Origin of the sequence: Labrenzia sp. 5N (assembly GCF_012395805.1) — a bacterium.
Classification (GTDB): domain Bacteria; phylum Pseudomonadota; class Alphaproteobacteria; order Rhizobiales; family Stappiaceae; genus Roseibium; species Roseibium algicola.
Genome location: NZ_JAAZTM010000024.1, coordinates 206418 through 233036, shown reverse-complemented (window position 1 = coordinate 233036; position 26619 = coordinate 206418). Strand labels below are relative to the sequence as shown.

The window sequence follows — 26619 nt, the reverse complement described above, 5'->3', positions numbered from 1 at the left end:
GTCAAACCTCTCCGAGTTTCGACGAGCACCTGGCGAGAATGTCGAGGTAACCCTCGACTTCCCAGGCTGATCGTCCGATGAACAGCCCGTCCACATGAGGACAGGAAATGAGCTCTTCGCAGTTTCCGGGATTGACCGACCCGCCATAGAGGCAGGGGATACGCCGGTTGAGAACGTCCTCGGCAACGGCAATAATCTCCGCCTGGCGGGCGTCGGCATAGTCCGACGTTGCCGGCACACCATTGACGCCGATTGCCCAGACCGGTTCATAGGCAAGCAGGATCTCGGCCTGTTTCTGCCCATTGGACAGATTGCCAAGAGCCGCGCGAACCTGCGCCTCAAGCACCGCCTGTGCATGTCCGGCCTCTTTTTCCGCCAGCGTTTCACCGATGCAGATCAACGGAACGAGCCCGTGACGCACGGCCGCTTCGGTCTTCAGGCCGACGGTCTCATCGGTTTCACCGAAAAAACTGCGCCGTTCGGAATGCCCAAGTTCGACAATGTCGAGACCGCAATCGGTCAGCATGAGCGGCGAGACTTCTCCCGTCCACGCCCCTGCATCTTCCCAGTGCATGTTCTGCGCGCCGACCTTCACCGATGTGCCTGCGAGCATCGCCTTCACTTCGCGCACCGCGGTGAAGGGAGGGATGACAAACCGCTGGATCCGGGGATCCCGATCCGCGTCGGACGTGACAAGCCCGTCCGCAAATCGTCTGGCATCCGCCAGCAGCTTGTTCATTTTCCAGCTCGTACCGACCCATTTTCCGGTGAGGGCAACCATTCGCTCAGTCCTTTGCGATCATCAGCTTGAGCCCCGCAGCTTCGATTTCCTTCGCCGCATCTCCGGCCGGCTGGTCATCCGTGATGATCCAGTCGAACCGATCCAGATCGGCAAGGGTATGAAGTGCGGTGCGTCCGAAACGCGTGTGATTGACGAGCAGGCAGCGCCGAGACGCGGCACCCATCATCTTTTGCTTGGAACGAACGACGTTGTCGTCCATGTGAAAGGCCTTCAGGTCCGCCACGGCCGGGGTCGACACGAAAGCGATATCCGCGCGCAACTGCGACAGCGCCGCTTCGGTAACGACGCCGAAAAAGCCGTTGAACTTGGCCGAATAGACGCCGCCGAGGCCCAAAAGGGTTATGCCGGGCTCATCCCGCAAACCATCGAGAATGGCGGCGTTGTTGGTGATGACCGTCAGCGGCCGCTTTTCCGGCAGCATTGAGCCGAGCACTGCGGCCATCGAACCGTCGTTGATCATCACGGTCATGCCGGGCTCGATCAGCTCGAGCGCCGCACGGGCCATCCGCTCCTTCGCGGCCGCGTCCTGGCGGGCCCGGATGCGGAAGTCGCTTTCGAACTGCGTTCCTGAATCCGCAGTGGCACCCCCGCGCACCTTGCGCAGCACGCCGGCCTGTTCGAGCTCGTCCAGATCCCGGTGAATTGTCATTTTCGAGACGGCAAATCGCTCCGCAAGGTCGTCGAGATCGACTTCCCTGTGCTCCACGAGCAGATCCATGATCGCCTGTCTTCGTTCTTCGCGTTTCACGCAAATCCTCCTCGTCCGGCGTTCACCGGATGCTTGATACCTAACATCATAAAATCACAAAATCAAAGTTATTTTGTGATTTTGTGATTTATTTTTGTGACATCCTCCGCTACGCCTATGCCGTAAGCGCAGAGGAGGACCTCATGACTACAGACACATTTCTATCGTCGAAAGCAGCCCTGGACCCGGAAAATTTCAAACTCGCCAACTGTATTCGGACGTTGTCCATAGATGCCGTCGAGGCAGCCGCTTCCGGACATCCGGGCGCGCCCATGGGTCTCGCGGATGCAGCGACCGTGCTGTTTCGCAAACACCTGAAGTTTGACGCGAAAACACCGGACTGGCCGGACAGGGACCGCTTTGTGCTGTCAAACGGTCATGCCTCCATGCTCCTCTACAGCCTGCTGCACCTGTGCGGCTATGAAGACATGACGATCGAGGAGATCCGAAATTTCCGGCAGTGGGGTTCGATAACTGCAGGTCATCCCGAGCATGGTCACGCCAAAGGCGTCGAAACCACCACCGGCCCTCTTGGCCAGGGCATTGCGACCGCCGTCGGCATGGCCTTGGCCGAACGGCGTCTTGCAGATGAGTTCGGTGATGATCTGGTAAATCACAATACTTATGTGATCGTCGGTGACGGCTGCCTTCAGGAAGGCATTGGTCAGGAAGCGATCAGCCTTGCCGGCCATCTGGGCCTTGGCAAACTGATCGTTCTCTACGACGACAATTCCATCACCATTGACGGCCCAACCAGCGTTTCCTTTTCCGAGGATGTTCCGGCCCGCTTCGCAGCCTGCGGCTGGCATGTGCAAACGTGCGACGGACATGACGGTTCTGCAGTCGACGCCGCACTGACCGCCGCCAAGGCAGCCACCGACAAACCCTCGATGATCGCCCTGAAAACGGTGATCGGCTTTGGCTCCCCCAACAAGGCAGGCACTGCCGGCGTACATGGCGCGGCACTTGGCAAGGACGAAGCGGACGCGACCAAGAAGGCTCTCGGATGGACGGCCCCTGCTTTCACCATTCCGGATGAACTCGCAGAAAGCTGGAAGAAGATCGGGACAGTTGGCCAGGACAGCCGAAAGGCCTGGGAAGACCGGCTGGCAGCTGCGCCTGAAGACAAGCGCCGCGAATTCGAACGACGCGTGAGCGGCACCTTGCCGGCAGGCTATGAGGCAGCAGTCTCCAGCGCGCGTGACAGCCTCTTTTCAGAGCCCAGGTCCGCGGCCACCCGCAAGGCAAGCCAGATGGCCCTGGAAGCCCTTGCCCCGGCTCTGCCGGAAATGATCGGGGGATCAGCCGATCTGACAGGATCGAACTTGACCCGCGTTCCTGCGGTCAACAGCCAGTTTTCGCGCGAAGCGTCCGGCCGTTATATCGGTTACGGAGTTCGTGAATTTGCCATGGCGGCAGCCATGAACGGCCTCGCGCTGCATGGTGGCTTTCTGCCCTACGGCGGCACTTTCCTTGTCTTTTCCGACTATGCAAGGAACGCCATTCGCCTCTCGGCCCTGATGGGGCTGCGCTCCATCTATGTCATGACACATGATTCCATCGGTCTTGGCGAAGACGGCCCGACCCATCAGCCGGTCGAACATCTCCTCTCGCTGAGGGCAATCCCCAACCTGAAGGTGTTCCGACCGGCAGACACGGTTGAAACGCTGGAAGCCTGGGACTGTGCCATTCGCTCCAAGAATGCACCGAGCCTTCTGGCCCTTTCCCGTCAGGCTGTCCCGCAACTGCGCCTGGAGCGGACAGAGGAAAACCTGACGGCACGCGGTGCCTATGTCATCCGCCAGTTCGGAGAAGGCCGCGACATCACGCTGATCGCGACCGGAACCGAAGTCGCACTGGCGGTCGAGGCAGCGGAAGGCCTGGCAGCCGATGGATTGGCCGTTGCGGTCGTATCGATGCCGTCGTGGGAACTGTTCGACGCCCAGCCGGACGCCTACCGCGCCGACGTTCTCGGCACCGCCCCGCGCATTGCCATCGAGGCCGCGGGAAAACTTGGCTGGGCCCGTTATGTCGGCAGTGAAGACAATGTCATCGGCCTGAGTGGTTTCGGAGCTTCTGCGCCGGCAGAACGTCTCTACGAGGAATTCGGCATTACGAAAGAGGGGATTGCCCGCAAGGCGAAGTCTCTGGCCGGCTGATCAAGCCGTCTGCGCATCCTGACCGGTCACGCTCCGGTCAGGGCATGCGCGGTGGTCTCGTCGGTGATGAGGCCACGCAGGCGTCCGCTGCGCAAGATGGCGCGAATGGCCTCGATCTTTTCAGGGCCACCTGCAATCGCGATGATCTGACTGTCGGCCCGTTCGTCCAGCGTGGCCGCAAGCGTGCGGGCAGTCAGGGTCGTTTCGAGTGTCCGTCCACTGGCATCGAAGAAGTGGCCGAGCATTTCACCGACGCCGCCACCGGCCTTGATTTCCTGGATCTCACTGAGTTCGATCATGCCGGACGAGACCAGCTGCGCCTGCGGCTCGACGGTGCCAATCCCGACGAGCTTGATATCGGCTGCGTTCGCCATGTCGAACACGTCCTGAACCCCGCGCTGCGCGAGCAGCACCTCCCGGTCTTCCGACGAATTGGCAAAGAAGGGCACCGGCATGACAAAGGCGCTCGCCGCCGTCTTTTCGGCCAGGCGATGCATGACGTCGTATGGATTGGCGGAAAAGTTGCGGGTCAATCCGCCGAGCAGGGACACGAACTGGACACCGCCTGCGTCCATGCGGCTCATCAGACGAACAGCGTTGGAAAGCGTCCTGCCATGGCCAAGGCCAATGACCTTGTGCTCCTTGCGCTCGATTTCCCGGCGGATGAAATCCGCACCGGCCTGGCCCAGAGCCCGCAGCGGCATGCCGGGCTCGCCCAGATCCGGTGCGACATCACAGAATTCGAGGCCAAAACGGTCGCAGAGGCTGTCCTCCAACTCGACGCATTCGATGATCGCACCATCAATGGAGACCTTCACCACCCCTTCGGCAGCCGCCTTTGCGATCAGCCGGTGCGCCTTGACCGAGGCAACCCCGAGCCGCTTTGCCACGGCCGCCTGTGTCAGTCCACCGGCGTAATGCAGCCAGGCAGCCCGCGTCGCGAGCGATTCCTCCGGGTCGATATCCCTCACCTTGCGTACCTTCCCAATATTTCGCAATGCCGCTTGCCGCCGCCAGCCGAGCCGCGACGGTCACCTGATTTCAATAGCTTAGATATCGGGGCCTTGCTACCGCAAGCCCGTTGGCAAATAGCCGAAGACCCGATCAGCTAGATGTTGAGATCCTGCTGGCCCGTATCGATATGAGGTGCCCAGAAGGCAACACTCTCGGCAATCTGCGGAATGACCTGGCGGTCATTTGGCTCGCGCTCCTTGAAGCTGAGTTCCAGGCAGATCTCATTGTCCTCGGCGCCGCCTTTCGCCAAAGCTTCCAGGAGCGGCTCCGGATGGATCTGGCCACGGGCGTTGAATTCCGCCGTGAAAGGCCGATGGCCGCTCTTGTCCAGAAGGCTCTGCTTGATGTGAATGATCGGCGATACCCGGGGAACGGCTTCGGCCCAGGCAAAGGGGTTGAAATCGTCCGGATTTGAGCTGGTCACGTCACCGTGGTCGATATCGGCCATCATCCACATCGGAATGGCCATCGGCGTGGCTGAAATTCGCTCCTGAAGGGCAAGGCAGGTCGCTATGGTCTCACCGAATTCCCGGCCAATGCTCATCGGCTCCCAGAAAACATATTCCAGGCCCGCCCCCTTCGCGTGTTCGGCAACCTCCGCCCAGCAATCGATGGCGATCCTGATCAGGTCGTCCCGCCGGACCGGATCGTCGTAATCCTTGTAGGTGAAAATCGCGAACTGGGTGCCGACGGAAACGCCTCCGAGATCGCCGATGATGTCGGCGAAGGTCTTGAACCAGTCTACATAATAACGCCGCACATCGGCATCTGGATGACCGAAATGATTGAGACGGCCGTAGGGGCCCGTCATACCGCTGGTCACCCGCACACCTGTCCTGGCAAGTGACGCCGACATCTCGCGCGTCAACCTCCGGATAAGGGGCGCCGGCCAGCTGGGGTTGATGAACTCGTGCGTCAACTGCAGGTCGCGGATCTTCAGGTCGCGTGCGACCGTCTCGATCAGATCCGCGGGATCCGCGTAGCGATTGACCAGCGGGTTTGTGTTGAGCGAAAGCGTCAGGGGCATGAAGTGTCCAGTCGTCGGGGGAAATGGCAGGCGTCCGAGCCGGATATCAGGCGGCGCGTGCGGCGTATTCGGCGTTAAACCAGTTCGAGAAGGCCGCTTTTTCATCCGCGCTCAGGTGCAAGCCGTGTTTGGTCCGCCGGGTCAGGATGTCATCGGCGGTCTGCGCCCATTCCTCATTGACGAGATGGCGCACCTCGGCCTCATAGAGTTGCGCTCCGAAGTGTCTGCCAAGCCCGTCCAGTGCGGTGGCCGAGCCGACTATCCGGCTGGTTCTTGCTCCGTAGCAGCGCCCGTAGTGTTTCAAAAGGGCGCGCGGCATCCACGGATAGGCCTGCCGCATCGTTTCCGAAAAGCTCTCGAAATCCGCATTCGGAATTTCGCCGCCAGGCAACGTGGCGGTTTCCGTCCAGTCGCCGCCCATCTGCGGGAAGATCCGGTCCAGCTTGTGCATCGCGCGTTCTGCAAGCTCGCGGAATGTCGTGATCTTGCCGCCGAAGACATTCAAAAGCGGGACATTGTCCGTCATGTCGAGATCGAACACATAGTCGCGCGTTACGGCGGACGGATTGCCCTTGCCGTCGTCGAACAATGGACGCACACCCGAGAAGGAGGTCAGGACATCCGACCGGCGCAGCTTTGCCTTGAAGTACCTGTTCACGGCCTTGATCAGGTATTCGATCTCGAATTCTTCGGCCTGCACGTCCTCGGCCCGGCCTTCATAAGCGATATCCGTGGTTCCGATCAGGGCCTTGTCGCCCTCATAGGGGTTGATGAAGATCACCCGTTTGTCGTCGTTCTGAACCAGATAGGCCTGTTGCCCCTGCCAGAACTTCGGCACAACGATATGGCTTCCCTTGACCAGCCGCACGTTCCGGCTGGAATTCGATCCGGCTACGTTCAAGATGACATCGGATACCCAGGGACCTGCCGCATTGACGATGCATCTGGCCCGAACTGTTGACGTTTCGCCGGTTTCGCTGTTGCGCAATGTTGCCAGCCAGACGCCGTTGTCGCGGCGCGCGCTGGCAACAGCCGTACGCGTGAGAACCCGAGCCCCTTTCTCGAAGGCATCCAATGCGTTGATGACAACAAGGCGGGCATCGTCGACCCAGCAGTCGGAATATTCGAAACCGCGTTTGTAACTGTCGAGGATCGGCGCACCTTCCGGATCCCTGTGCAGATCGAGCGTCCGGGTGCCCGGCAGCTTCTTGCGGCCTCCCAGGTGATCGTAGAGAAACAAGCCGAGACGCACGAGCCAGGCCGGGCGGTCTGCCGGGCTGTGTGGCAGCACGAAGCGCATGGGCCAGATGATATGGCTGGCGGAATTCATGAGCACTTCCCGCTCGATCAGCGCTTCGCGCACCAGCCGGAATTCATAATATTCCAGATACCGCAGACCACCGTGAACCAGTTTGCCCGACCGGGATGACGTTCCTTGCGCAAGGTCGTCCTTTTCGCAGAGCCAGACGGACAGTCCCCGGCCGGCAGCGTCGCGCGCAATGCCGGCGCCATTGATGCCGGCACCAATCACCAAAAGATCGATCGTCTGCGTTTTGCTCGTCATTTCATGCTCCTGTGGTGACACTGCTGGCAGGTTCCGTCTCGTCGCGGCTCTCGGTGCGCAGTTTCGCAAGCAGGTCCCATGTGCCTGCAAGATCCCTGCGAAGACCTGCAAAGACCGGGAAAATAGTCTCGTAGGACCGGACCAGGCCGGGATCGGGTGCTTCCGCCTGTCCAAGCAAGGGCGTGACCCACTCGCTGATGCAGCTGCGCATGTCCGGATAAACGCCGGTAGCAACCGCCGCCATCATTGCGGCACCCGCCGCTCCGGCCTCGTCCCGCGCCGAGACGCGAACCGGTGCGTTCACCGCGGCTGCCAGTATCTGGCGCAGTGCCGGGGAGCGTGCCGCGCCTCCGGTCAACCGAAGTTCGGAAGGAAGTGCTCCCATTGCGGCGTAGCAATCACGGGCGGCCATACCGAGACCTTCCGCCACCGCACGCACCAGATCCGCGTAGCCATTTGCGGCGGAAAGCCCGGTAAATCCGGCGCGGGCGTTGGCATTGACGAAGGGACCACGTTCGCCGGCTTCAGAGATGTAGGGGTGATAGAGGATGGCGCCCGGCTTGCCGGCGGCAAGCCAGCCCTCGATGTGGGACACCAGATCGCGGTGAGAGACATCCTGTCCCATGCCGCGCATCACGTCCGCGGCAATGTTGAGAACCCAGTCGAGATTGAGCGTGGCCGCCATGTTGGTCTGCACCTGGGTGACGATGCCCGGCACCGGCAACGCAATCACATAACCTGTGCCTTCAGCATTGAGGTGCACTTCTTCGGCTGGCTTGGCATGCATGTGCACACCGGTGGAGCCAATCGTCGAACAGGCGGCATCCGCTTCGCCCGTGTAGACACCGGCGCCAAGTGCCGTCATCACCATGTCGACGTAGCCGAGCGAAACCGGTGTCCCTGTCCGAAGGCCTGTCGCCTGCGCGGCCGCATCGCTCAAGCCGTGGGTTGTTTCCGTTCCCTCGACGATCTCCGGCAGCAGATGCCGCCGGTGCCTGAGGCCGAGCGCTTCGATAGCCACATCATTATATTGCCGGGTCCGGAAGTTGCCGAAGGTGAAACTTGCCTCGGACGGGTCCGTTGCCCGGACGCCCGTGAGGTTCAGGTAGAGCCAGTCCTTGCAATGAAGCGCGACTTCCGCGCGGTCCAGGCTTGCCGGATCAAACCGGTCCATATGTGCAAGCTGGGCGCCTTGCTGACAGGTATTCAGCCCTGTTCCCGTTGCCTCGAACCGGGCCCGGTTCAGCGCATTTCCTTCCAGCCGGCTGACAGTAGGTGCGGCACGGGCATCAAGCCAAAGCCAGGCGTCACCGACCGGAACATTGTCCCGCCCCACCAGCCAGGTTCCGTCTCCCTGCGCGGTCACGCCGATCGCGACAGTGCGCCCGCTCAGGCCATCGACCAGATTACCAAGCTGTTTCAGGGCTGTGACACAGTCCTGCCAGGTTCGGCTCATGCACTGGGTCGCGGCACCTCCGGCGCCGGTGTCATAGGCATTCGTGACCGAAGCCACCGCAATCTGGGTGCCTGAAAGGTCGAACGCCACCGCTTTCACCACGGACGTGCCGGAGTCGATTCCGATAAGAATGTCGCCCTTATGCATGATGGCGTCCACCGCCCAAGCCATGCTGAAGAGCCGCTATTTCGGCTTGCATTTCATTCCTCCCAGAAAGCTTCAACTGACCGGACTCTCGCAGATCCTGACTGTTTGCACAGCCCTGCATGCGCCGTTCGGGACGAAGCTTCTGCAGTCTATATATAACACTATTATCTCATATGCATGTATTTTTTTACTGACAAAGTAATTTATTTCATCTAGGGTGATTGTCATTGGGAGGCATGCAGCAGGCATTTCTCCCGGTGCGAGGGTGGGAGCAACGTTCGCAGGAACGGGACCCTCAAACGAAAAAGCCGCGCAAGCGCGGACTGGGAGGAGAACAATGGTTTTCACGTTAGAAATGACGGTCACCCGGAAGCGCATCGCGGATCAATGCCGCACTCGGCACCGGGCATTTGCGCATCCAGTTGCGCATAGCCGCTAAGAACGTGCTGAACGGGCGCGATTAACGGGCGCCCGACACATCCAGCTCCTGACACGAGAAGAACATGCCGGCCGCAAGCCTTGTCGCGGCCGAACGAGAATTGCATGCCGGAGGAAGATATGGCCAAGGTCGAAACAGCAGTCGGCGGCGCATCATTCGTGAAGCCCAGCTATGGAAAGTGGATCGCGGTCGCGATCGCCGCTGTAGTGGTCGGCGCCATAGTCCTGGACACCAAGGTCGTGCGTGTCGGCTCCGAGAGCGACATTCGGCAACAGGCTTTTTCACCTGACGTCTACGGCGTGGACACTTTCCCGCGTATTCGCGACTTCGTTGCGCAGAAGGCTGTCGAAGCTAGCGAGATCGGAGCCCTGGCGCTTTCCGACCAAGCAAAGCTGGCCGAAACCTACGGCACGGCTTCGTCTACCGGCTCGATCATTCCGGTGAAGTTCGAAGGTGTCGTCGGCGAAGGAAAGTCGGGACTTTACAACGTCACGATTGACGGTGTGCCGTCGGAAATCCGGGTTCGCGTCCAGACAGGTCCTGCCATCAACGGCACGGATCTTCGCGATGTCCCGGGGGATATCGCCTTCGGCGATTTCAAGAACCAGATCGAGTATCAGAACGCCGCTTCAGCCATCAACCGGGCAATGAAGCAGGTGGTGCTTGAAGACATCGACACGAGCGCCCTCACCGGCAAGACCATTCAGGTCACCGGCGCGTTCCGCCTGATCAATCCCAAGAACTGGCTGGTAACACCGACGGAGGTCACCGTTCGATGAACGCGATCCATCCCGTTGCCGCAGTTGAAGACGAAGTCGTGCTCGCCGCGCGTAATGTCGCCAAGTCCTACGGTGCGATCCAGGCTCTGAAGGGCGTCAACTTCGACATTCACCGTGGCCAGGTCACCACCCTTTTCGGTGAAAACGGCGCCGGCAAGTCGACCTTGATGCGCATCCTGTCCGGCATCACGACGCCGACGACGGGTGAAATCATCCTGGATGGCGCACCGATCACCTTTGCCTCGGCCACCGAAGCCCGGGACAGAGGCATCTCCATCATCCACCAGGAGCTGAGCCTGGCGCCGAACCTTTCCGTGCGGGACAACATCTTCATGGGCCGTGAAATTCGCGGGCCGATGGGGGTCGACTTCGCGGAGGAAGAACGCCAGACGCGAGCGCTGATGGTGGAGCTGGAAGAGGATATCGACCCGCTGACACCGGTTGAGGATCTGCGCCTCGGCCAGCAGCAAATCGTCGAAATTGCCCGTGCGCTTTCATATGACAGCCGCATCCTGATCATGGATGAGCCAACCTCTGCCCTTTCTGCCTCGGAAGTGGAAGTGCTGTTCAAGGTCATTCGCGATCTGACGAGCCGCGGCGTTTCCATCGTCTATATTTCCCATCACCTGGAAGAAGCGCTCCAGATCACCGATCATGCGGTTGTCCTGCGGGACGGCGTTATGACCGCCTATGCGCCACGCAGCGACATCGATCTGGAATGGATCGTCCGCAACATGGTGGGCGAGAACTATGATCTCGGCTCACCACCGACCGGTTACGAGTTTGGCGAAACCGCCCTTTCCATTCGCAATCTGACCGTCGCCGACCCGTCAGGCGCGGATTACAACGTGGTCGACGACCTGTCGCTTGACGTGAAAGCCGGCGAGATCGTCTGCATCTACGGATTGATGGGCGCCGGACGCACCGAACTTCTGGAAACCGTCGCCGGGCGGTTGAAGCAGGAGACGGGAGACATCCTCCTGAACGGCGGCAATGTCTCGCCACTCTCGATCGGCCAGAGAATTGCCAACGGTCTCGCGCTTGTTCCCGAGGACCGGCAGAAGGACGGCCTCGTCCAGACAATGACGGTCGGGCAGAACCTGTCGCTTGCCTCCATCATGGATTTCACGCGCGGCATCTTCACGTCCAGAAAGCTGGAATCCGATCTCATCGAAACCAGCATCCGCAAGGTCACGGTCAAGACCTCCGGACCGGACGCGGCGATTGGCTCGTTGTCTGGCGGCAACCAGCAGAAGGTCGTGATCGGCAAGATCCTGGCCACCGAGCCGAAGGTGATCATGCTCGACGAGCCAAGCCGCGGCATCGATATCGGCGCCAAGGCGGAAGTGTTCCGGCTCCTGGCCGAACGTGCCCGCGAAGGTCTGGCTGTCATCTACTCGACCTCGGAAGTCGGCGAATGCCTGTCCATCGCCCACCGCATCATCGTCATGCACCGGGGCCGGATCTCGGCGGAATTCGATTCAACCATCAGCAAGGAAAAGATCATGGCCGCCTCCGGCGAAGCCGTGGTCGCCTGACGGAGATCAGATCATGAGCGTTACGAGCGCCAACACGCAACCGGTCGCCAAGAACCGCCAGTCCCGCGAGCACAATATAGGACGGCTGCTTCTCGAAGGCCGCGCTTTCTTCGCCCTTATCGCGATCATTGCCGTTTTCTCGTTCCTGTCGCCGCATTATTTCACGGTCGGGAACTTCCTGATCATGTCCTCGCATGTGGCGATCTACGGCATTCTGGCCATCGGCATGCTGCTGGTGATCCTGAACGGCGGCATCGACCTTTCGGTCGGCTCCATTCTGGCCCTGTCCGGTGTCATTGCCGGCTTCCAGATGCAGGGCATCGTTCTGGATGCCTTCGGCGTCATCGTCTATCCGCCGGTCTGGGCGGTGGTCGTCATTACTTGTGTCGTCGGGGCGCTGGTTGGCGCGGTCAACGGGATCCTGATCGCCTGGTTCCGCGTTCCGGCTTTCGTGGCAACGCTCGGCGTCATGTATGTCGCCCGCGGCATCGCCCTGTTGATGACCAACGGCCTCACCTACAACAACCTGTCAGGCGATCCTTCGCTTGGAAACACCGGTTTCGACTGGCTTGGTTTCAACCGTCTGTTCGGCGTGCCGATCAGTGTTCTGGTGCTGGCGGCACTTGCGATCGTTGCCGGCCTGATGCTCAGCCGTTCCGCCTTCGGTCGCTGGCTCTACGCTTCCGGCGGCAATGCCCACGCGGCCGATCTTTCCGGCGTTCCTGTCAAGAAGGTGCAAGTTGCGGTCTATACGCTCTCCGGCATTCTTGCGGCCATCGCAGGTCTAGTTCTCTCGTCCCAGCTGACATCCGCTGGCCCGACCGCGGGAACGACCTACGAGCTGACCGCAATTGCTGCTGTGGTGATCGGCGGTGCAGCCCTGACCGGTGGCCGAGGCACCGTCCGAGGCACCATGCTGGGTGCCTTCGTCATCGGCTTCCTGTCCGACGGCCTCGTGATCATCGGCGTCTCGTCCTACTGGCAGACCGTCTTCACCGGTGCCGTGATCGTGCTCGCCGTCCTGATGAACTCCATCCAATACGGCAGCGCGCGGAAGAAATAGCCACTGCTTCGAACAGATTTCGCCGCTCCCGGAGGACTTAGGGAGCGGGAATACCCGCCAATTGGCGACCCCCATTCACGCTAAGGGAGGAATACTCGATGTTGAAATTTACCAGACGGACCCTGCTTGCCGCTGCCGCCGTCCTGCCGATGATTGCAAGCCCGGCTCTTGCCGACGGCCTGATCTCGATCATCGTCAACGATCCGGCCAACCCCTACTGGTACACCGAAGGCCATGTGGCAAAGGCGACTGCGGAAGAGCTCGGTTACGAGGCCCAGGTCAGCGCCCATAAGGGTGACACCAACACCGAAAGCACCCTGATCGACACCGCGATCACCAACCAGTCCAAGGCAATCATTCTCGACCCGGCCAATGCAGACGGTTCTGTCGGCGCGGTGAAGAAGGCCGTGGCCGCCGGCATTCCGGTGTTCCTCATCAACGCTGAAATCAACCAGGAAGGCCTTGCCCAGGCACAGCTCGTTTCCAACAACGCCCAAGGCGCTGCAATCGGTGCGCAGCAGTGGGTGGAAGCCGTTGGTGAAGAGGGCAAATACGTCGAGCTTTTCGGTGCGCCCTCCGACAACAACGCAGCAACCCGTTCCAACGGTTTCGAAACCGTGCTGACCCAGTACCCGGATCTGGAAAAGGCAGCACAGGAAGTCGCCAACTGGGACCGTACCCAAGGCTATCAGAAGATGCAGTCCATGCTTCAGGCCAATCCGGACATCATCGGCGTCATTTCCGGCAACGATGAAATGGCTCTCGGCGCCATCGCCGCCTTGAAGGAAGCCGGCAAGCTTGACCAGGTGAAGGTCGGCGGCTTTGACGGTTCGCCGGACGCTGTTGCTGCCATCCGTGCTGGCGAACTTCAGTACACAGTACTGCAGCCGGTTGCTGTCTTCTCCGCTGAAGCAATCCGCCAGGCCGACAAGTACATCAAGACCGGCTCCACCGGCGCGGAAAGCGAAAAGCAGCTCTTCGATTGCGTGCTGATCACGGCCGACAACGTCGACAAGGTCACGGCAGCCTTCACCCTGACCCAATAATACCTCCCCACCTGACGGAGGCATCGCAAGGTGCCTCCGCTTTTTTCCGGGCAACCGGACCGCAACGCTGCCACTTTGCCAAATTCAGACTTTGACGTTAAGTGAAGCTGATCGAGCAGCAGCAGAAGCGACACAGCGTGGCATCGGACAACACCAGTTCCCCCGGAAACCGGCCCCACCTTCCCACCGACAGCCGACAGGCGCGCCAGATTGCGCGCAGGCGTTTGATCGCCGACTACGTCAACAGCCGCCAGAGTGCGCGCATCGACGAGATTTCGAAACGCTTCGGCATCAGCCTGATGACGGTCCATCGCGATATCGACACGCTGGTCGAGGACGGGCTTGTCTCGAAGTCCCGCGGTGTGATCACCTCCAGAACCAGCGCTGCTGGTTTAGCTGAACCGGCTGATACCGCGGCAACTGACGCCGGAGACTATCAGGCGATCGCAGCGGCCGCTGCGGATCTGATCCAGCCCGGCCAGACCGTTTTTCTCGCAGGTTCCCCGATCCTGAGGCACGCAGCCAGGTACCTCGCCAGCAAGGTGCCGCTCACAATCGTGACCAACTCCCTCGATCTGATGAACGATTTCCGCGAACTTCCCGATATTTCTCTCATCGGGCTCGGCGGGACTTTCAAATCCTGGTCTGGCTGTTTCCATGGTCCGCAAACGATCCGGGAAATCAAAGACATCGATGCGGATGCGGCGATTGTCTCTGCGGATGCGATCTTCGAGGAAAAGACCTTCTACGACACCGAAGAAGACCTGGCCTTTCGGAATGCGATGCAGGAAAAGGCCAAAAGGAACATCCTGGTTGCCAGCCATGGGATGTTCGACAAGAAGGCCTTTTACGGTGGCAACGATCTTCATGACTACGACGCGGTTGTCGTGAATTCCGCCGTTCCCCCGCTGCTTGTCGACCGAATGCTGTCCAGAAAAATCGACGTCCGACTTGCCTGAGATCCTCTCGACAATTCTTGTCTCCAGACAATCGTGACATTGTCGTCTTTTGTTGCAACGAAATGACAAATGTTACTTAATGTTGCCAAAAGTCAGATTCACTAATCGGCGGATTGGACTATCGGCCGAAATCGTGCAATTCAGATCGGCAACAAAGGGGGGAGCGGTCATGACAATGGAACCGTCTCGAGAGGTCAATCGCCGCGTACCTGCGGAGTTTGACGATGTCGTCGTCTGGGCAGCCTGGCTCTATTACGAAGAATCGCTCAACCAGAGCGACATTGCCGGCATCATCGGTGTCTCGCGCGCGACCATCGTGAACTATCTTCAAGAAGCACGAGAGCGGGGTGTCGTTCGCATCGCCATGGATGCGGGCGTCATGGCACGTTCCGATCTCTCACGGGAGATATGCGAACGCTTTGGCCTCAGCGAAACGCTGGTGGTGCAGCATCAACCCGGCGCGGATGCCCAGACACGGCTATTGACCCTTGGTGCAGCCGGTGCGCGCCAGCTGGAGCGGATGATCGACCCCGGTGAGATCCTCTGTGTTTCCTGGGGCAAGACTGTTCTTGCGGTTGCCGACGCGTTGAAACCCATGAGCGACGTCGACGGGGTCACGGTGGTTCAGGTGACAGGAGCCGCTACCAGCAAGCGCGACTTTTCCGCCGAACTCTGCACCGCAATCATGGCCCGTAAGCTTGGTGCGATCAGCATGAATCTGAATGCACCGGCTGTTCTGTCGAGCGCAGACCTGTGCCAGGCGCTGCGACGTGAACCTGCCCTCGAACGCCAGTTCGACATGATCCGGCAAGCCCGTACGATCGTTTTCGGGCTCGGTGGCCTTGGTCCGGAAAGCACCATCCGCTTTGCCGACATCGCGACGGACGAGGAAATCGACGCTTACGGTGAAGACGGCGCGAAAGCCGTTCTGATCTGCCGGTTCCTTGATGAGGAGGGCAATCAGATCACGCGGGAATTCGACAAGCGCATGATGGGGATCGAACTCGATGAGCTGCGCGCCATTCCACGCCGGCTTTGCGTGGCAGGCGGATTGTCAAAGCTCGAGGCAATTCGCGCAACGCTGAAGGGTGGCTATGCAACCCATTTTGTCACCGACCTGGAAACGGCGCGGGCTCTCCTCAAGGGCTGAGGCCCGCGCGTACCGTCGGTCAGGCAAGAACCTTTGCCGAATTCATGAAGTTGACGGTGTCCTCGAAGCTCTTGATGCCCGCGTCAGACCCGAGCCCCGTCGCCACAAGCGCCGCCGAGGCCTGCGCAAAGTTCAGCGCAGTCTTCAGATCCATCTTGTGATGAAGGGCCGTGATGAACCCGGCATCGAAGGCGTCGCCGCAGCCGGTCGTATCCACGACGGAAATTTCGAACGCTGGCTGGCGGACAAACTCACCCTGGTGATCCATGAAGCAGACACCGTCACCACCAAGCGTGAAGACACACTGCTTGACGCCGCGATCCAGGAAAAAACGTCCTGCTTCCCGGATGTCGCCTGCACCGGAAATCAGACGGGCTTCTTCGATCGACGGCATGAAATAATCGACATGAGGAAGCAGCGGCAGGAGCAGGTCGATTGTGTTTTCGTTGGCTCCCAGCAAATCGAAGGTGACCGTGCGGCCACGTTTCTTGGCTTCCGCCAGAAGTCTCGCGCTCGGCTCGCCGTCCAGTTTGGCCAGCAGTCCGGTTCCACCCAGGTGAATGATTGACGGCGCCAGCACGGCATCAAGCATGTCGGCGGGGACATCGAAATGATCGGACGCGCCGCGCTGGTGCAGGGCCGGACGGTCACCGTTGCGGCGCACGTTCAGGATGGTTGCCGAAGTCGGTACGCCCTCGAGCCGCTGCATCAGGCTGGTGTCGACCTTGAACCGGTTGAGCGTCGACAGCACGAAGTCGGCCTTTTCATCGTCGCCTACGGCTCCCACGGCCAGACAGTTCAGTCCGAGTTTCGCCAGATCGATCACAGTACCGCCCGCGGTACCGGCAACGGTCAACCGAATTTCGTCGATGAACTCGACGTTGCCGCCCTCGGGGATCGCATCGACTGGCCGACCGAGAACGTCAAGAATGTAAAGGCCTATGACAGCAGCATCGTGGCTCATTTTTCCTCCCGGGAAAGTATGTTTCAGGCGCGGTTGCGCAATGCGAAGATCGTGCCCGCCAGCAGGATGAAGGCGCCGATGATGGCGAGCTGAAGCGTGCTGGGGATACCGATGAAGACAAGAACGTTGCTGACCAGCGTGATCAGGACGACGCCGAGCAGTGTGCCGACCACGGTTCCCGAACCGCCGGTGATCTTGGCGCCGCCGAGCACCACTGCCGCGATGATTTCCAGTTCCATGCCTGCAAGGTCGAACGGGTTGGCAAGCCGGTTCGAAGCGACATGCACGATACCAGCGACACCAGCCAGAAGGCCGGCCCAGCCGAAGACGAACAACCTGACATAGAACAGATTGAACCCGAGGCGCTCGGCAATGCCCGGATTGCCGCCAGCTGCAAAGATCGCCCGTCCCATGAGCGTTCTTTCGAGGATGAACCAGGTCGCAAAAGCCGCGGCCACCAGCACCAGCACTGTTGCCGGCAGGGTCGAGATGACACCATTGGTGCCATGCCACGTGATCAGCGAGGCTTTCCCGAAGCCATCCATTGCGGCCGGAATATTCATGAACAGGGCCGTTCCGATGAAAGTCAGCAGGAAACTGCGAATGAAGTACTGGGTGCCAATGGTGACGATCAGCGAAGGCGTGCGCAGCGCATGGACCAGAAGCCCGTTGACCACGCCGAAAGCAGCCCCTCCGGCGGCCGCCAGCGGCAGGATCACCCAGATCGGCATGCCCGGAAACACATTCGTGACCAGCATGGTCAGCGCGTACATGACGAAGGCTGCTATCGCGGTAAACGATACATCGATCCCGCCGGCGGCAAGAACGGCAAGCACGCCCATCGCAAAGATGCCGCGGACCACCGAGGCTCGCAGAATGTCGAAGAGGTTGTTGACCGCCAGAAAGTCCGGATTGGCAATCGCAACGCCGATCACCGTCAGGATGACGAGTGCAAGCGTGAACAGCTCCGGTCTGCGGCCCATCAGATCCCAGATGCGCTTGAACACGCCGGGTCTGCTGTTGGTAAGGGTCATGTCGGTCACTGTGCGGCTTCCTCGTCCATGTTCGCCGGCGCTTCCGTCGCCGGGCCTGCAGCCATTGTCTGGTAGATCCCGTCTTCATCGACCTCTTCGGCCGCATAATCTGCGACGATCCCCCCCTGTCGCATGACGAGAATGCGGTCGCAGTTCTGCAGCAGCTCGGGAAGGTCATCGGAAATGATCACGACAGCCATGCCGTCGTCCGCCAGACGCTGAATGATGCGGAAGATCGTGTCCTTCGAGCCGACATCGACGCCGACAGTCGGGCCGTGCAGTACCAGAAGGCGTGGTTCGATGGTGAGCCAGCGTCCGATCAGAACCCGTTGCTGGTTACCGCCCGAAAGCGACTGCACCGGCACCGTGACATCGGGCGCGACCACCTGAAGATCAGTGATCTGGTCTTCGGAGAGCTTGCGCGCCTTGCGCTGGCTGATCATTCCGAAGAAATTGCGAAGCCTGTTCAGCACGGGCAACGTGACGTTGTCCTGAATGGATTTCTCCAGGAACAGGCCTTCAGTCAGGCGGTCTTCGGGAACATAGCCGACGCCTTCCCTGATGGCTTCGGCCGGTGAGCGCAGGGCAACCGACCGGCCGTCCAGACGGATCGTGCCGCGCTCTGCCGGGACGACACCGGACAGCGCAAGGGCCAGCTCGTTGCGGCCGGAATCCAGAAGGCCGGTCACACCCAGAATTTCCCCCTTGCGCACCGTGAACGAGAGGTTCTTGAAGGCACGTCCCTGGCTCAGTCCTTCGACCTGAAGCAGTGTGTCGCCGATTTTCGGTTCGGTCCGATACCGGGCCTCGGAAATCTCGCGACCGGTCATCAGATGACCGATTTCGGCCTTGTTGGTGGTGGTCACGTCGCGCTCGGCAACCTTCTGACCGTCACGCATGATGATGGCGTGTCCACCAAGCGACTTCACCTCGTCGAGCTTGTGCGTCACAAACAGGACCGTCACGCCCTTGTCCAAAAGCTTCCGGACGACGGAAAGCAGGTAGTTCACTTCCTGCCGAGTGAGCGAAGTGGTCGGCTCATCCATGATGACGAGCCGTGCCTCTGCGGCAATGGCGCGAGCAATCGCGACCAGCTGCCGGGTTGCAAGAGGAAGCGTGTCAATTCTGCGCGTCAGGAAGGCACGGTCCGTCGGCAGATGAACCTGCTCAAGAGCCTTGGCCGCAGTTTCGTAAAGCGCGCCCAACTTCAGCCTCCGGGCGAGACTGCCGTCTGCCTCCACGAGCTGACCTGTGAGGGCGACATTTTCGGCAACCGACAGATTGGGGAGTAGGGAAAGGTCCTGATAGACGGTCTCGATGCCCGCACGCAGGGCACCGATGGCACCGAGATCGCCTGCGACCTCGCCTTCGGTCTGCACGCCATCGATGAAGATCTGTCCCGATGTCGCCGGTTGGGCGCCAGAGATGATCTTAATCAACGTGGACTTGCCGCAGCCGTTTTCACCCATGAGATGGTAGATCTGTCCGGCATGAAGCGTGACGCTGACATCCTTCAGCGCCTGCACGCCGCCGAACGACTTGCGCACATTGCGGATCTCTAGAAAAGGCGCCGTGCCTGTCTTTTGAGACTGAGCGGGCTGGGGCTGCATGGTGACGTCCTGTGAATTCGATAGGTTCGGGGACGCGGTGTTCCCGCGCCCCCTGTTTTGCAGTCGTGTGTCAGAGGATCAGAACGGGTATTCGCCGTAGTTTTCCTTGCCGACATCAACCCAGGCCTGACCCTGAATGATGATGCCCTTGCCCGGACCCTGGCTCACCTTGACCGAGTTGTAGCCCTGCACGCCGAGGTCAGCGCCATCGGTGATTTCTTCGCCGTTGAGGATCTTTTCCGAAACGACGTTCATCACGTAGCCGGCATCCTTCGGATCCCAGAAGTAGATCCGGTCGACAGCGCCGGTCTCCAGGTAAGGTCCGGTGTCCTTGGGCAGACCCAGGCCGAAGACGCAGGTCTGATCAGACCGGCCAGCTTCCTCGATCGCACGGCCGATGCCGATGACGTCGATTGCGGAGGAACCCTGGAAACCCTTGATGTCCGGATAGGCGCGCAGGATTTCCTTGGCCTTCTCATACGCCTTGTTGGCGTCGTTGAAGGATTCGTTTTTCGCAGCAACCAGTTCCATGCCCGGATACTTTGCTTCCGCGTTGGCCGCACCGGCATCAACCCACTGGTTGTGCGTCAGGCTGCCGAGCGAGCCGACGAAGGTCGTCCACTTGCCTTCACCGCCCATGCATTCAGCCAGACCTTCGTTGATCTTGGTGCCGAACGCCGCGTTGTCGAAAGCTTCGATGTCGGCATCCGCGTTGACGATGCTGTCACCTTCATGGGCGATGACCTTGATGCCACGGCCTTGTGCACGGCGCAGCACGCCTTCCAGTGCGGACGGATCCATCGGCACTACCGCGATCGCGGATACGCCCTTGGCAACCAGATCCTCGATGATGCGCGCCTGCTGAGCGGCATCGGCCTGTGCCGGGCCGATCTGGGTGGCGTCGATAGCCTCCTTGTCCGCATTGAAGGCATCGACGCCTTCGTTCATGCGGATGAACCAGTTTTCGCCGGTAACCTTCACGACCGTCGTGATGGTCTGCTCGTCTGCAGCCAAAGCCGGGCCGGCAAGTATAGTGCTCAGGACGAGCGCGCTTCCAGCCAGTTTCTTGACTGATTTCATAGTCTTTCCTCCACGGTTTTTTAAAAGGGCTGTTCATTCTTGCGCCGCCCGGGATGCCCTCAGGCCCGCGGCGCATCCGTTCATTGCCTTGATGGCAACCAGATGCTGAAGTTCACGCGAGCCGAGGCCAGCAGGGCGAGCAGAAGGACACCCCAGGCAAGGTCGCGGAAGAAGTTCGAGATTCCGAGAAAGTTGAACAGGCTCGACAGGATCTGCAGCGCCGTTGCCGCAAGAAGAACGCACAGCACCTTGCCGTATCCGCCTTCCGGCTTCACGCCACCCAAAACCGCAATCAGGATCGCGATGAGGACATAGGAGCTGCCGTAATCCCATTTGACGGACAGATTGCGTGAAGCGATGACGACACCCGCGATAGAGGCCAGAATTCCGCAGATCGTATAGGTGATCACGATCATGCGGCGGGCCGGAATACCGCCATAGTGAGCGGCCTTCGCATTCGACCCGAGCAGCATCAGCTTCACACCGAAGGGCGTATAGCGCAGGACATAGGCAATCAGCGCGGCCACCACGACAAACAGCGTGAAGCACAGGGGAACGCCGAGAACGGGCAGGTTTCCAAAGCTGTCGAGCGGCGGAATATATCCGAGGCTGAGTGCCGATCCGTTGGTCAGCCAGACGGCGACACCGGTGAACAGCAGCTGGGTGCCGAGTGTCGCGATCAGCGGCGTCAGACCGGCAAAGGCGATGACTATTCCATTCAGAAGACCACCGACGAGACCGACCGCAATTGCAACGCCGGCGAACGTCCAGGAGAACAGCAGCGGATCGTCACCCGGCACGACAAGTGCACGAACGACCAGAAACGAAACGATGCCGGAAAGATTGGCCAGGGCGATACCGGAAAGATCAATACCGCCGTTCCCGGAGATCATGGCCAGGGTCACGCCAAGCGCCAGCAGGCCGAGCTCCGGTACCTGGGCAGCCATGATCTGCAGGTTATAGCTGTCGATAAAATTGGCACCTGCAAGCAGGGCACCGGTGACCAGCACGATCACATTGATCAGCGCCAAAAACACCGTCTGTCGGTCAGCTCTAGGCAACAATCTTTCCTCCCAGGGGCCGGAGCGTTTGCACTCCGGATCGTTAATTGTATTTAGACAAGGGTATCTGACAAATGTCAATCACTCTGATTCAAGGTTTGACAATTCACCTTTAACCCATTGTCTTTTCGTCATTTTCCACCCTTCTGCTCACCGAGTTCCGTCAGTGCAGGAGTGTGGCAGGGATGGTCGAGAAGGGTGATAAGCTCGTCGTCCAGCTTCATCAGCGAGAGCGACACTCCCTTCATGTCCAGCGAGGTGAAATACGGTCCGACGAAGGTGCGGTGAACGCCGATGCCATGCGCCTTCAGACGCTGGCGAACACGGCGTGCCAGAATGTAGAGTTCCATCGTCTGGGTGCCGCCGAGCGAGTTGATGAGCAGCGCCACGCGATCGCCGCGCACCGGTGCCATCTCGCTCAGAATGCGGTCCAGAAGCAGATCCGCGGCATCATCCGCCTTGACGATCTTCTGCCGCATCACACCGGGTTCACCGTGGATGCCGACCCCGATCTCCATCTCGTCCGGACCGACCTCGTAACTCGGCTGACGGGTATCGGGCAGCCTTACCGGCTCCAGGGCCAGACCCATCGTGTAGGTACAGTCGGCCGCGCGCCGCGCAACGATTTCGCAGGCCTCGAGCGAGGCATTGAGATCTGCCGCAGCCCCCGCGATCTTGAAAACGAAGACGTTGCCGGCAACACCCCGGCGCGACCCGCGGGCATCCGGTGGTGACGAGGCGATGTCGTCTGTCGTCACAACCTGACGAACACGAATTCCCTCCGCGGCCGCCATTTCGGCAGCCATGTCGAAGTTCATGACGTCACCGGAGAAGTTTCCGTAGATATAAAGAAGCCCGGCATCGCCATGAACTGCACGGCTCGCAGCCAGAATCGGATCAGGCGGCGGCGCGGCAAAGATGTTGCCCATGACGGCAGCATCAGCGCAGCCCTGGCCGACATAACCCCAGAACCCGGGGTCATGGCCCGAACCGCCCCCTATGACGATGCCGACCTTGCCGGACCTCGGCCCGTGCCGCACCATCACGGCACGATGGGTCCCCGGCACCTTGGCAAGCAAGGGTTCATGCGCCAGCAGAAGACCGTCGATACTCTCGTCGACAATGTCCCGTGCTTCGTTGATCAGTTTCTTGTCGCCGCCGTGATGGACGCGCGGTGCAGCCCCGTCGACAACAGGGGCCGGGACTTGCGAACGCCGCTTCGGCTCCTGCCAGCCATCCGCCGTGAGCACACCTCTTGCACTGGCCGCATCGGTGATCAGCACGTTGACGTATCCGCCACGCAGCGCAGCAAGGATCGCCGAAACCTTTTCAATGCCGCCGGCAACGGCAATGCGCTGCGGGATTGCCCGCAACGCTGCAAGATCAAGGCCGATCGTCCGATCGTTGACCGGACCGATGACCGGTTCCCCACGTGCCGAGATGAAGCGCCCGCTGACGCTGCCGACCGCGTCCTGATAATGCGCTTGCTGGTCGACCCCGTCGAGAAAGCCGCTTGTGTGAATTGTGCTTTCCGGGCGCATCGACGAAATGCCCATCACGATGCGATTGGCTTCCGAAAGAACGACCATCTGCTCGGACAAGACGGTTTCGGCCAGCAGCCGTTCGCGCATTTCCGGCGAGGATACGATGGCAGGTGCCGACAGGGGCACCCAACGAGCCCCGAGCGCTTCGGCAAGGCGCGCGGCGCAAGCCTCCGGGGTCCAGGGTATACGCGCCGTCGTGCTGCCGGACGCCTGAACAACGCGAATGTCGGCAAGGCCCGGATGGTGCATTTCCTCGGCAAGGGACAGAACAGACCGGCCCCAGGCCACTGCAATCGTATCGCCGGCGCGCACCAGCCTCTTGAGCACCTGCGCACCTGCAGCGCCAAGCCGTTCGAACAGAGAGCGATCACCGCCTTCGCTGGGGATGACCAGGCAATCCTGCAGGTTGAAGCGGTCCTTCATGGCCTTTGCGATCATGACCGAACGGAAGCGATCCGGTTCGATCTCGATATTGACCAGCCCCCGCGTGCGCGCATCGGCCAGATAGGTATTCACCGACGCCCGGGAAAGCCCCATGAGGTTGGCGATATCCGCCTGGGTCATGCCGTCTTCGTAATAGAGCCAGGCAGCCCACAGCAGCGGATCGTCGCCGAACCGCATCGGCATTTCACTCAGGACGGCCTTGTCGGATTTCCCGCCGGAACGCTTCACCATCAGCTTGCCTCCCCTTGCAGGAGGTTCGCGAGACCCTCGCGCAATGCGGCAATGATGATGACTGCGGAGGCGGCTCCCGGGTCGACATGCCCGAGGGATCTTTCACCCAGTCTTGCGGCCCGGCCGACGGAGGCGACCATGGCGCGCGTGGCTTCTCGCCCTTCGCTCGCCGCCTCCAGCGCGGCATCGAGGCAAGCAACCGGGCCTGCCCCGTTCTGTTGTGCTTCTGTTACGGCACGCGCAGCCGGCCCCCAGGCGTCCAGCATGGTCTTGTCGCCAGGGGTCGCCTTGCCCCGTTGTGCAATCCCGTCGCAGAAGCAGACAACCATCTCCGGGAGACGATCGACCGGAATATCCTGCTGCGCATCAAAGGCCTGACCAGCCCGAAGGAAGGCGCTGGCATAGAGCGGGCCGGTCGTTGCACCGACGGCATTCAGGAACGAGCGTCCTGCAATCGGCAACAGGGCACCGGCCTTCACGTCCTGGTTTGCAGCCTCAACGCATGCGGTAACGACCGCGGCAAATCCGCGTGCCATGGTGTTCCCATGGTCGGCATCACCGATGGCGCCATCCAGGGCGCCAAGTTCGGCACTTGCTTCGTCGATCCGCATCGAGACGATGCGGAGCAATTCGGTCATTTGCGTTGCGTTGAGGTTTGTCATGGTTCGTCTGCTGCTCCGTTTAGCCCAGCCTCTTTTCAAGTGAGTCGGCCAGTGCCACCAGGATAAGGCAGCAGGATGTCGCGCCTGCGTCCAGCACACCGCGCGATCGTTCGCCCAGACGGCTGGCACGTCCGATCTTCGCGACCAGATCGATCGTGCTGTCACGTCCCTGTTCTGCGGCCTTGCGCATGGCGGCAAGGGCAGCAACGAACCCTTGCGATTTCGCACCGTCAAAGGCTTCGACCGCCGGAACAAGCGTGTCGATCAGTGTCTTGTCGCCGACCTTTGCCGAACCGGTCCGGCGGACGCCTTCAAGCGCGGCATTGAGAACGGCCGAGAACCCGACGGCATCGATGGCGGGGCGCCCCTGAACGGTCGTTGCCATTTCCTGGAACATGAAGCCGTACAATGGCCCCATGGATCCGCCGATCTCGCTCATCAGGACATCGGACAGAACGCTCATTGCCTCATCAAGTGAAAGGGACTTGCCGGAAATACGCTCCGCGGCACGACCAAACCCCTTGGCCATGTTGATCCCGTGATCACCGTCCCCGATCAGACCGTCGATTTCGGAAAGATAGGCCTTGTTCGCGACGATCACCTCGGCAATTTCCGCCACGATCTCCTGAGATCCCGCAACAGGCACAGAAGGTCCTTCTATGGTGACATCCTTTGCGACGGTGGACCGCGCTTCTTTTCGGCTTCCCCGTGACCTGTGGGTCTGAGCGCCTTCGGTAACTTCCGGTGCTTCGACCTTCCCGGTCGACATGCCCGGTGCCTCGGCGGCCATGTCCAGCAGCTCTTTCAGCTCACTGTCGAGCGCCATGACCGTCAAGGTCGCACCAATCATTTCCAGGGAGGTGAAGTAGTTGCCGACAAACGCCTTGTGCACACGAATGCCCTGCGCCTGGAGACGTGTCTCGATGCGGTTGTAGAGGACATAAAGCTCGTTCACGGGCGTGGCACCGAGACCTGAAACAAGCACGGCGACTTCCGCTCCGTCCTCAAGTCCGTGATCATCGAGAACGATCTTCAGCATGTCGTCGGCCACGGCATCGGCAGAAGCGAGCTTTTCGACACGAACTCCGGGTTCGCCGTGGTGACCTATGCCGACTTCCATCGTACCGGCTTCGATCGAAAAATTGGGATGACCCACAGCGGGCAAGGTGCAGGGCCCGAGACCCACACCAACGGACCGGCAGGCATCGATTGCCTTTTGCGCGGCCGCCTGCACTTCCGTCAATGATCCGCCGAGCGCAGCCTTCGCTCCGCCGATCTTCCACATGAAGATTTCTCCGGCGACACCCCGGCGCTTTTCCCGCTCGGCAAGCGGCGCAGAGCAGACGTCGTCGTTGGCAACCACCGTAACGACCTCGATGCCGTCGGGAGCCACCATTTCCTTGGCCATTTTCACGTTCATGTTGTCGCCGGCATAATTGCCATAAAGGACGGCAACACCCTTGCCGCCATCGGCGGCGCGGATCGCATCGGCAAAGCTCTTGGCGGTCGGTGAGGAGAACAGCTCGCCAACAGCGGTGGCGTCGACAAGGTTCCGGCCGGTATAGCCGATAAAGGCCGGCTCGTGACCCGATCCACCACCAGTGACGATACCCACACGACCTGGCCGCGGCGCTGTGGTGGACACGACAACACGGTCGTTTTCCGGATCCAGCCGGACAAGGTCGCTATGCGCCCTCACGAAGCCGGCAACGGTCTCGTCCACGAGGTTGTCTGGGTCGTTGATAAATCTCTGCATTCTCTTTCCGCTTGAAAAAACGTCACAGAAGGGCTCAGCCCCGGAAGCCATGCGCGAGACGCCTTTGAACAAAGGTCCGCGCTCGGCCAACCGAAGTTTCCGAGACAAGAGTGACGCTGATTAGCTCCTCCCTGAGCCGCCCTGAACGTGCAGGTCCGGTCTTGATGGGCTCTATGCTTCATCCGTATTTTGTCATTTGTCAAGCAAGAGTCGAATAATATCAAAAAATGACATTTTCCATGTCGAAACGCTGTCCGTCAGCGACTCTACAGCATTGCAGCCGCAATCCCGGCCAGGACCGGAACTGCGTTCCCACTACCTAAGGTTTCGGTATCTGCACTT

21 protein-coding genes are annotated in these 26619 nt (G+C 60.4%); 7 read left to right on the top strand and 14 right to left on the bottom strand.

Features of this window, described 5'->3' with window-relative positions; all coding sequences use genetic code 11:
* Position 1: 1 nt before the first annotated feature.
* Both HEP89_RS28125 and HEP89_RS28120 read right to left on the bottom strand, forming a co-directional pair.
* Positions 2-781 carry a triose-phosphate isomerase gene (locus HEP89_RS28125; RefSeq protein WP_168693642.1) on the bottom strand — a complete coding sequence of 260 codons (780 nt, stop codon included), beginning with the start codon at positions 779-781 and terminating at the stop codon, positions 2-4.
* A gap of 4 nt (positions 782-785) precedes the next feature.
* A complete protein-coding gene (locus tag HEP89_RS28120) occupies positions 786-1550 on the bottom strand; it encodes a DeoR/GlpR family DNA-binding transcription regulator (protein WP_031269510.1) in 765 nt (254 codons plus the stop codon).
* Positions 1551-1693: 143 nt separating this feature from the next.
* Between HEP89_RS28120 and tkt the strand changes: the two genes are divergently transcribed.
* Positions 1694-3709: a transketolase gene (gene tkt, locus HEP89_RS28115; RefSeq protein ID WP_168693641.1), complete on the top strand. Its 2016-nt coding sequence runs from the start codon at positions 1694-1696 to the stop codon at positions 3707-3709.
* Between the two features lie 26 nt (positions 3710-3735).
* On the opposite strand, the gene HEP89_RS28110 is transcribed toward tkt, so the two are convergent.
* The 4 genes from HEP89_RS28110 to HEP89_RS28095 all read right to left on the bottom strand — a co-directional run bounded on the left by HEP89_RS28110 (position 3736) and on the right by HEP89_RS28095 (position 8920).
* A complete protein-coding gene (locus HEP89_RS28110) occupies positions 3736-4671 on the bottom strand; it encodes a sugar-binding transcriptional regulator (RefSeq protein WP_055661105.1) in 936 nt (311 codons plus the stop codon).
* A 146-nt stretch (positions 4672-4817) separates the two neighbouring features.
* Entirely contained in the window at positions 4818-5750 is a 933-nt protein-coding gene (locus tag HEP89_RS28105; RefSeq protein WP_055660940.1) for a TIM barrel protein, read from the bottom strand.
* A 46-nt stretch (positions 5751-5796) separates the two neighbouring features.
* Entirely contained in the window at positions 5797-7314 is a 1518-nt protein-coding gene (locus HEP89_RS28100) for a glycerol-3-phosphate dehydrogenase (RefSeq protein ID WP_168693640.1), read from the bottom strand.
* Between the two features lies 1 nt (position 7315).
* Positions 7316-8920 carry an FGGY-family carbohydrate kinase gene (locus HEP89_RS28095; protein WP_353622322.1) on the bottom strand — a complete coding sequence of 535 codons (1605 nt, stop codon included), beginning with the start codon at positions 8918-8920 and terminating at the stop codon, positions 7316-7318.
* Positions 8921-9460: 540 nt separating this feature from the next.
* On the opposite strand from HEP89_RS28095, the gene HEP89_RS28090 reads away from it, so the two are divergent.
* From HEP89_RS28090 to HEP89_RS28065, 6 genes are all read left to right on the top strand, one after another.
* A complete protein-coding gene (locus HEP89_RS28090; RefSeq protein WP_286201087.1) occupies positions 9461-10135 on the top strand; it encodes a DUF2291 domain-containing protein in 675 nt (224 codons plus the stop codon).
* Positions 10132-11673: a sugar ABC transporter ATP-binding protein gene (locus HEP89_RS28085; protein WP_023001435.1), complete on the top strand. Its 1542-nt coding sequence runs from the start codon at positions 10132-10134 to the stop codon at positions 11671-11673. Before HEP89_RS28090 ends, HEP89_RS28085 begins: the two co-directional genes overlap by 4 nt.
* 13 nt (positions 11674-11686) lie before the next feature.
* Complete coding sequence (locus tag HEP89_RS28080) at positions 11687-12736, top strand: ABC transporter permease (RefSeq protein ID WP_075281775.1); 1050 nt, start codon at positions 11687-11689, stop codon at positions 12734-12736.
* A gap of 98 nt (positions 12737-12834) precedes the next feature.
* On the top strand, positions 12835-13782 hold the full coding sequence (locus tag HEP89_RS28075; RefSeq protein WP_023001437.1) for a D-ribose ABC transporter substrate-binding protein: 948 nt from the start codon (positions 12835-12837) through the stop codon (positions 13780-13782).
* Between the two features lie 101 nt (positions 13783-13883).
* On the top strand, positions 13884-14741 hold the full coding sequence (locus HEP89_RS28070) for a DeoR/GlpR family DNA-binding transcription regulator (protein ID WP_168693638.1): 858 nt from the start codon (positions 13884-13886) through the stop codon (positions 14739-14741).
* Between the two features lie 169 nt (positions 14742-14910).
* A complete protein-coding gene (locus tag HEP89_RS28065; RefSeq protein ID WP_023014444.1) occupies positions 14911-15891 on the top strand; it encodes a sugar-binding transcriptional regulator in 981 nt (326 codons plus the stop codon).
* Between the two features lie 19 nt (positions 15892-15910).
* Here the strand turns inward: HEP89_RS28065 and HEP89_RS28060 are convergent, their stop codons facing one another.
* The 8 genes from HEP89_RS28060 to dhaL (HEP89_RS28025) all read right to left on the bottom strand — a co-directional run bounded on the left by HEP89_RS28060 (position 15911) and on the right by dhaL (HEP89_RS28025) (position 26277).
* The gene (locus HEP89_RS28060; protein WP_168693637.1) at positions 15911-16855 is read right to left on the bottom strand and encodes a sugar kinase; all 945 of its coding nucleotides are present in this window, start codon (positions 16853-16855) and stop codon (positions 15911-15913) included.
* Between the two features lie 23 nt (positions 16856-16878).
* Entirely contained in the window at positions 16879-17838 is a 960-nt protein-coding gene (locus HEP89_RS28055; protein WP_228148166.1) for an ABC transporter permease, read from the bottom strand.
* Between the two features lie 56 nt (positions 17839-17894).
* Positions 17895-19499, bottom strand: coding sequence for a sugar ABC transporter ATP-binding protein (locus tag HEP89_RS28050; protein WP_075281778.1), 1605 nt, complete (start codon positions 19497-19499; stop codon positions 17895-17897).
* A 78-nt stretch (positions 19500-19577) separates the two neighbouring features.
* Complete coding sequence (locus HEP89_RS28045; protein ID WP_023001443.1) at positions 19578-20579, bottom strand: substrate-binding domain-containing protein; 1002 nt, start codon at positions 20577-20579, stop codon at positions 19578-19580.
* 80 nt (positions 20580-20659) lie between these two features.
* Positions 20660-21640 carry an ABC transporter permease gene (locus HEP89_RS28040; protein WP_077294620.1) on the bottom strand — a complete coding sequence of 327 codons (981 nt, stop codon included), beginning with the start codon at positions 21638-21640 and terminating at the stop codon, positions 20660-20662.
* A gap of 131 nt (positions 21641-21771) precedes the next feature.
* Positions 21772-23859, bottom strand: a complete 2088-nt coding sequence (locus tag HEP89_RS28035) for a bifunctional sugar-binding transcriptional regulator/dihydroxyacetone kinase subunit DhaK (protein ID WP_168693636.1) — start codon at positions 23857-23859, stop codon at positions 21772-21774.
* A complete protein-coding gene (gene dhaL, locus HEP89_RS28030) occupies positions 23859-24521 on the bottom strand; it encodes a dihydroxyacetone kinase subunit DhaL (RefSeq protein WP_023014445.1) in 663 nt (220 codons plus the stop codon). Before dhaL (HEP89_RS28030) ends, HEP89_RS28035 begins: the two co-directional genes overlap by 1 nt.
* Before the next feature lie 19 nt (positions 24522-24540).
* On the bottom strand, positions 24541-26277 hold the full coding sequence (gene dhaL / locus HEP89_RS28025; protein WP_168693635.1) for a dihydroxyacetone kinase subunit DhaL: 1737 nt from the start codon (positions 26275-26277) through the stop codon (positions 24541-24543).
* Between the last annotated feature and the right edge of the window lie 342 nt (positions 26278-26619).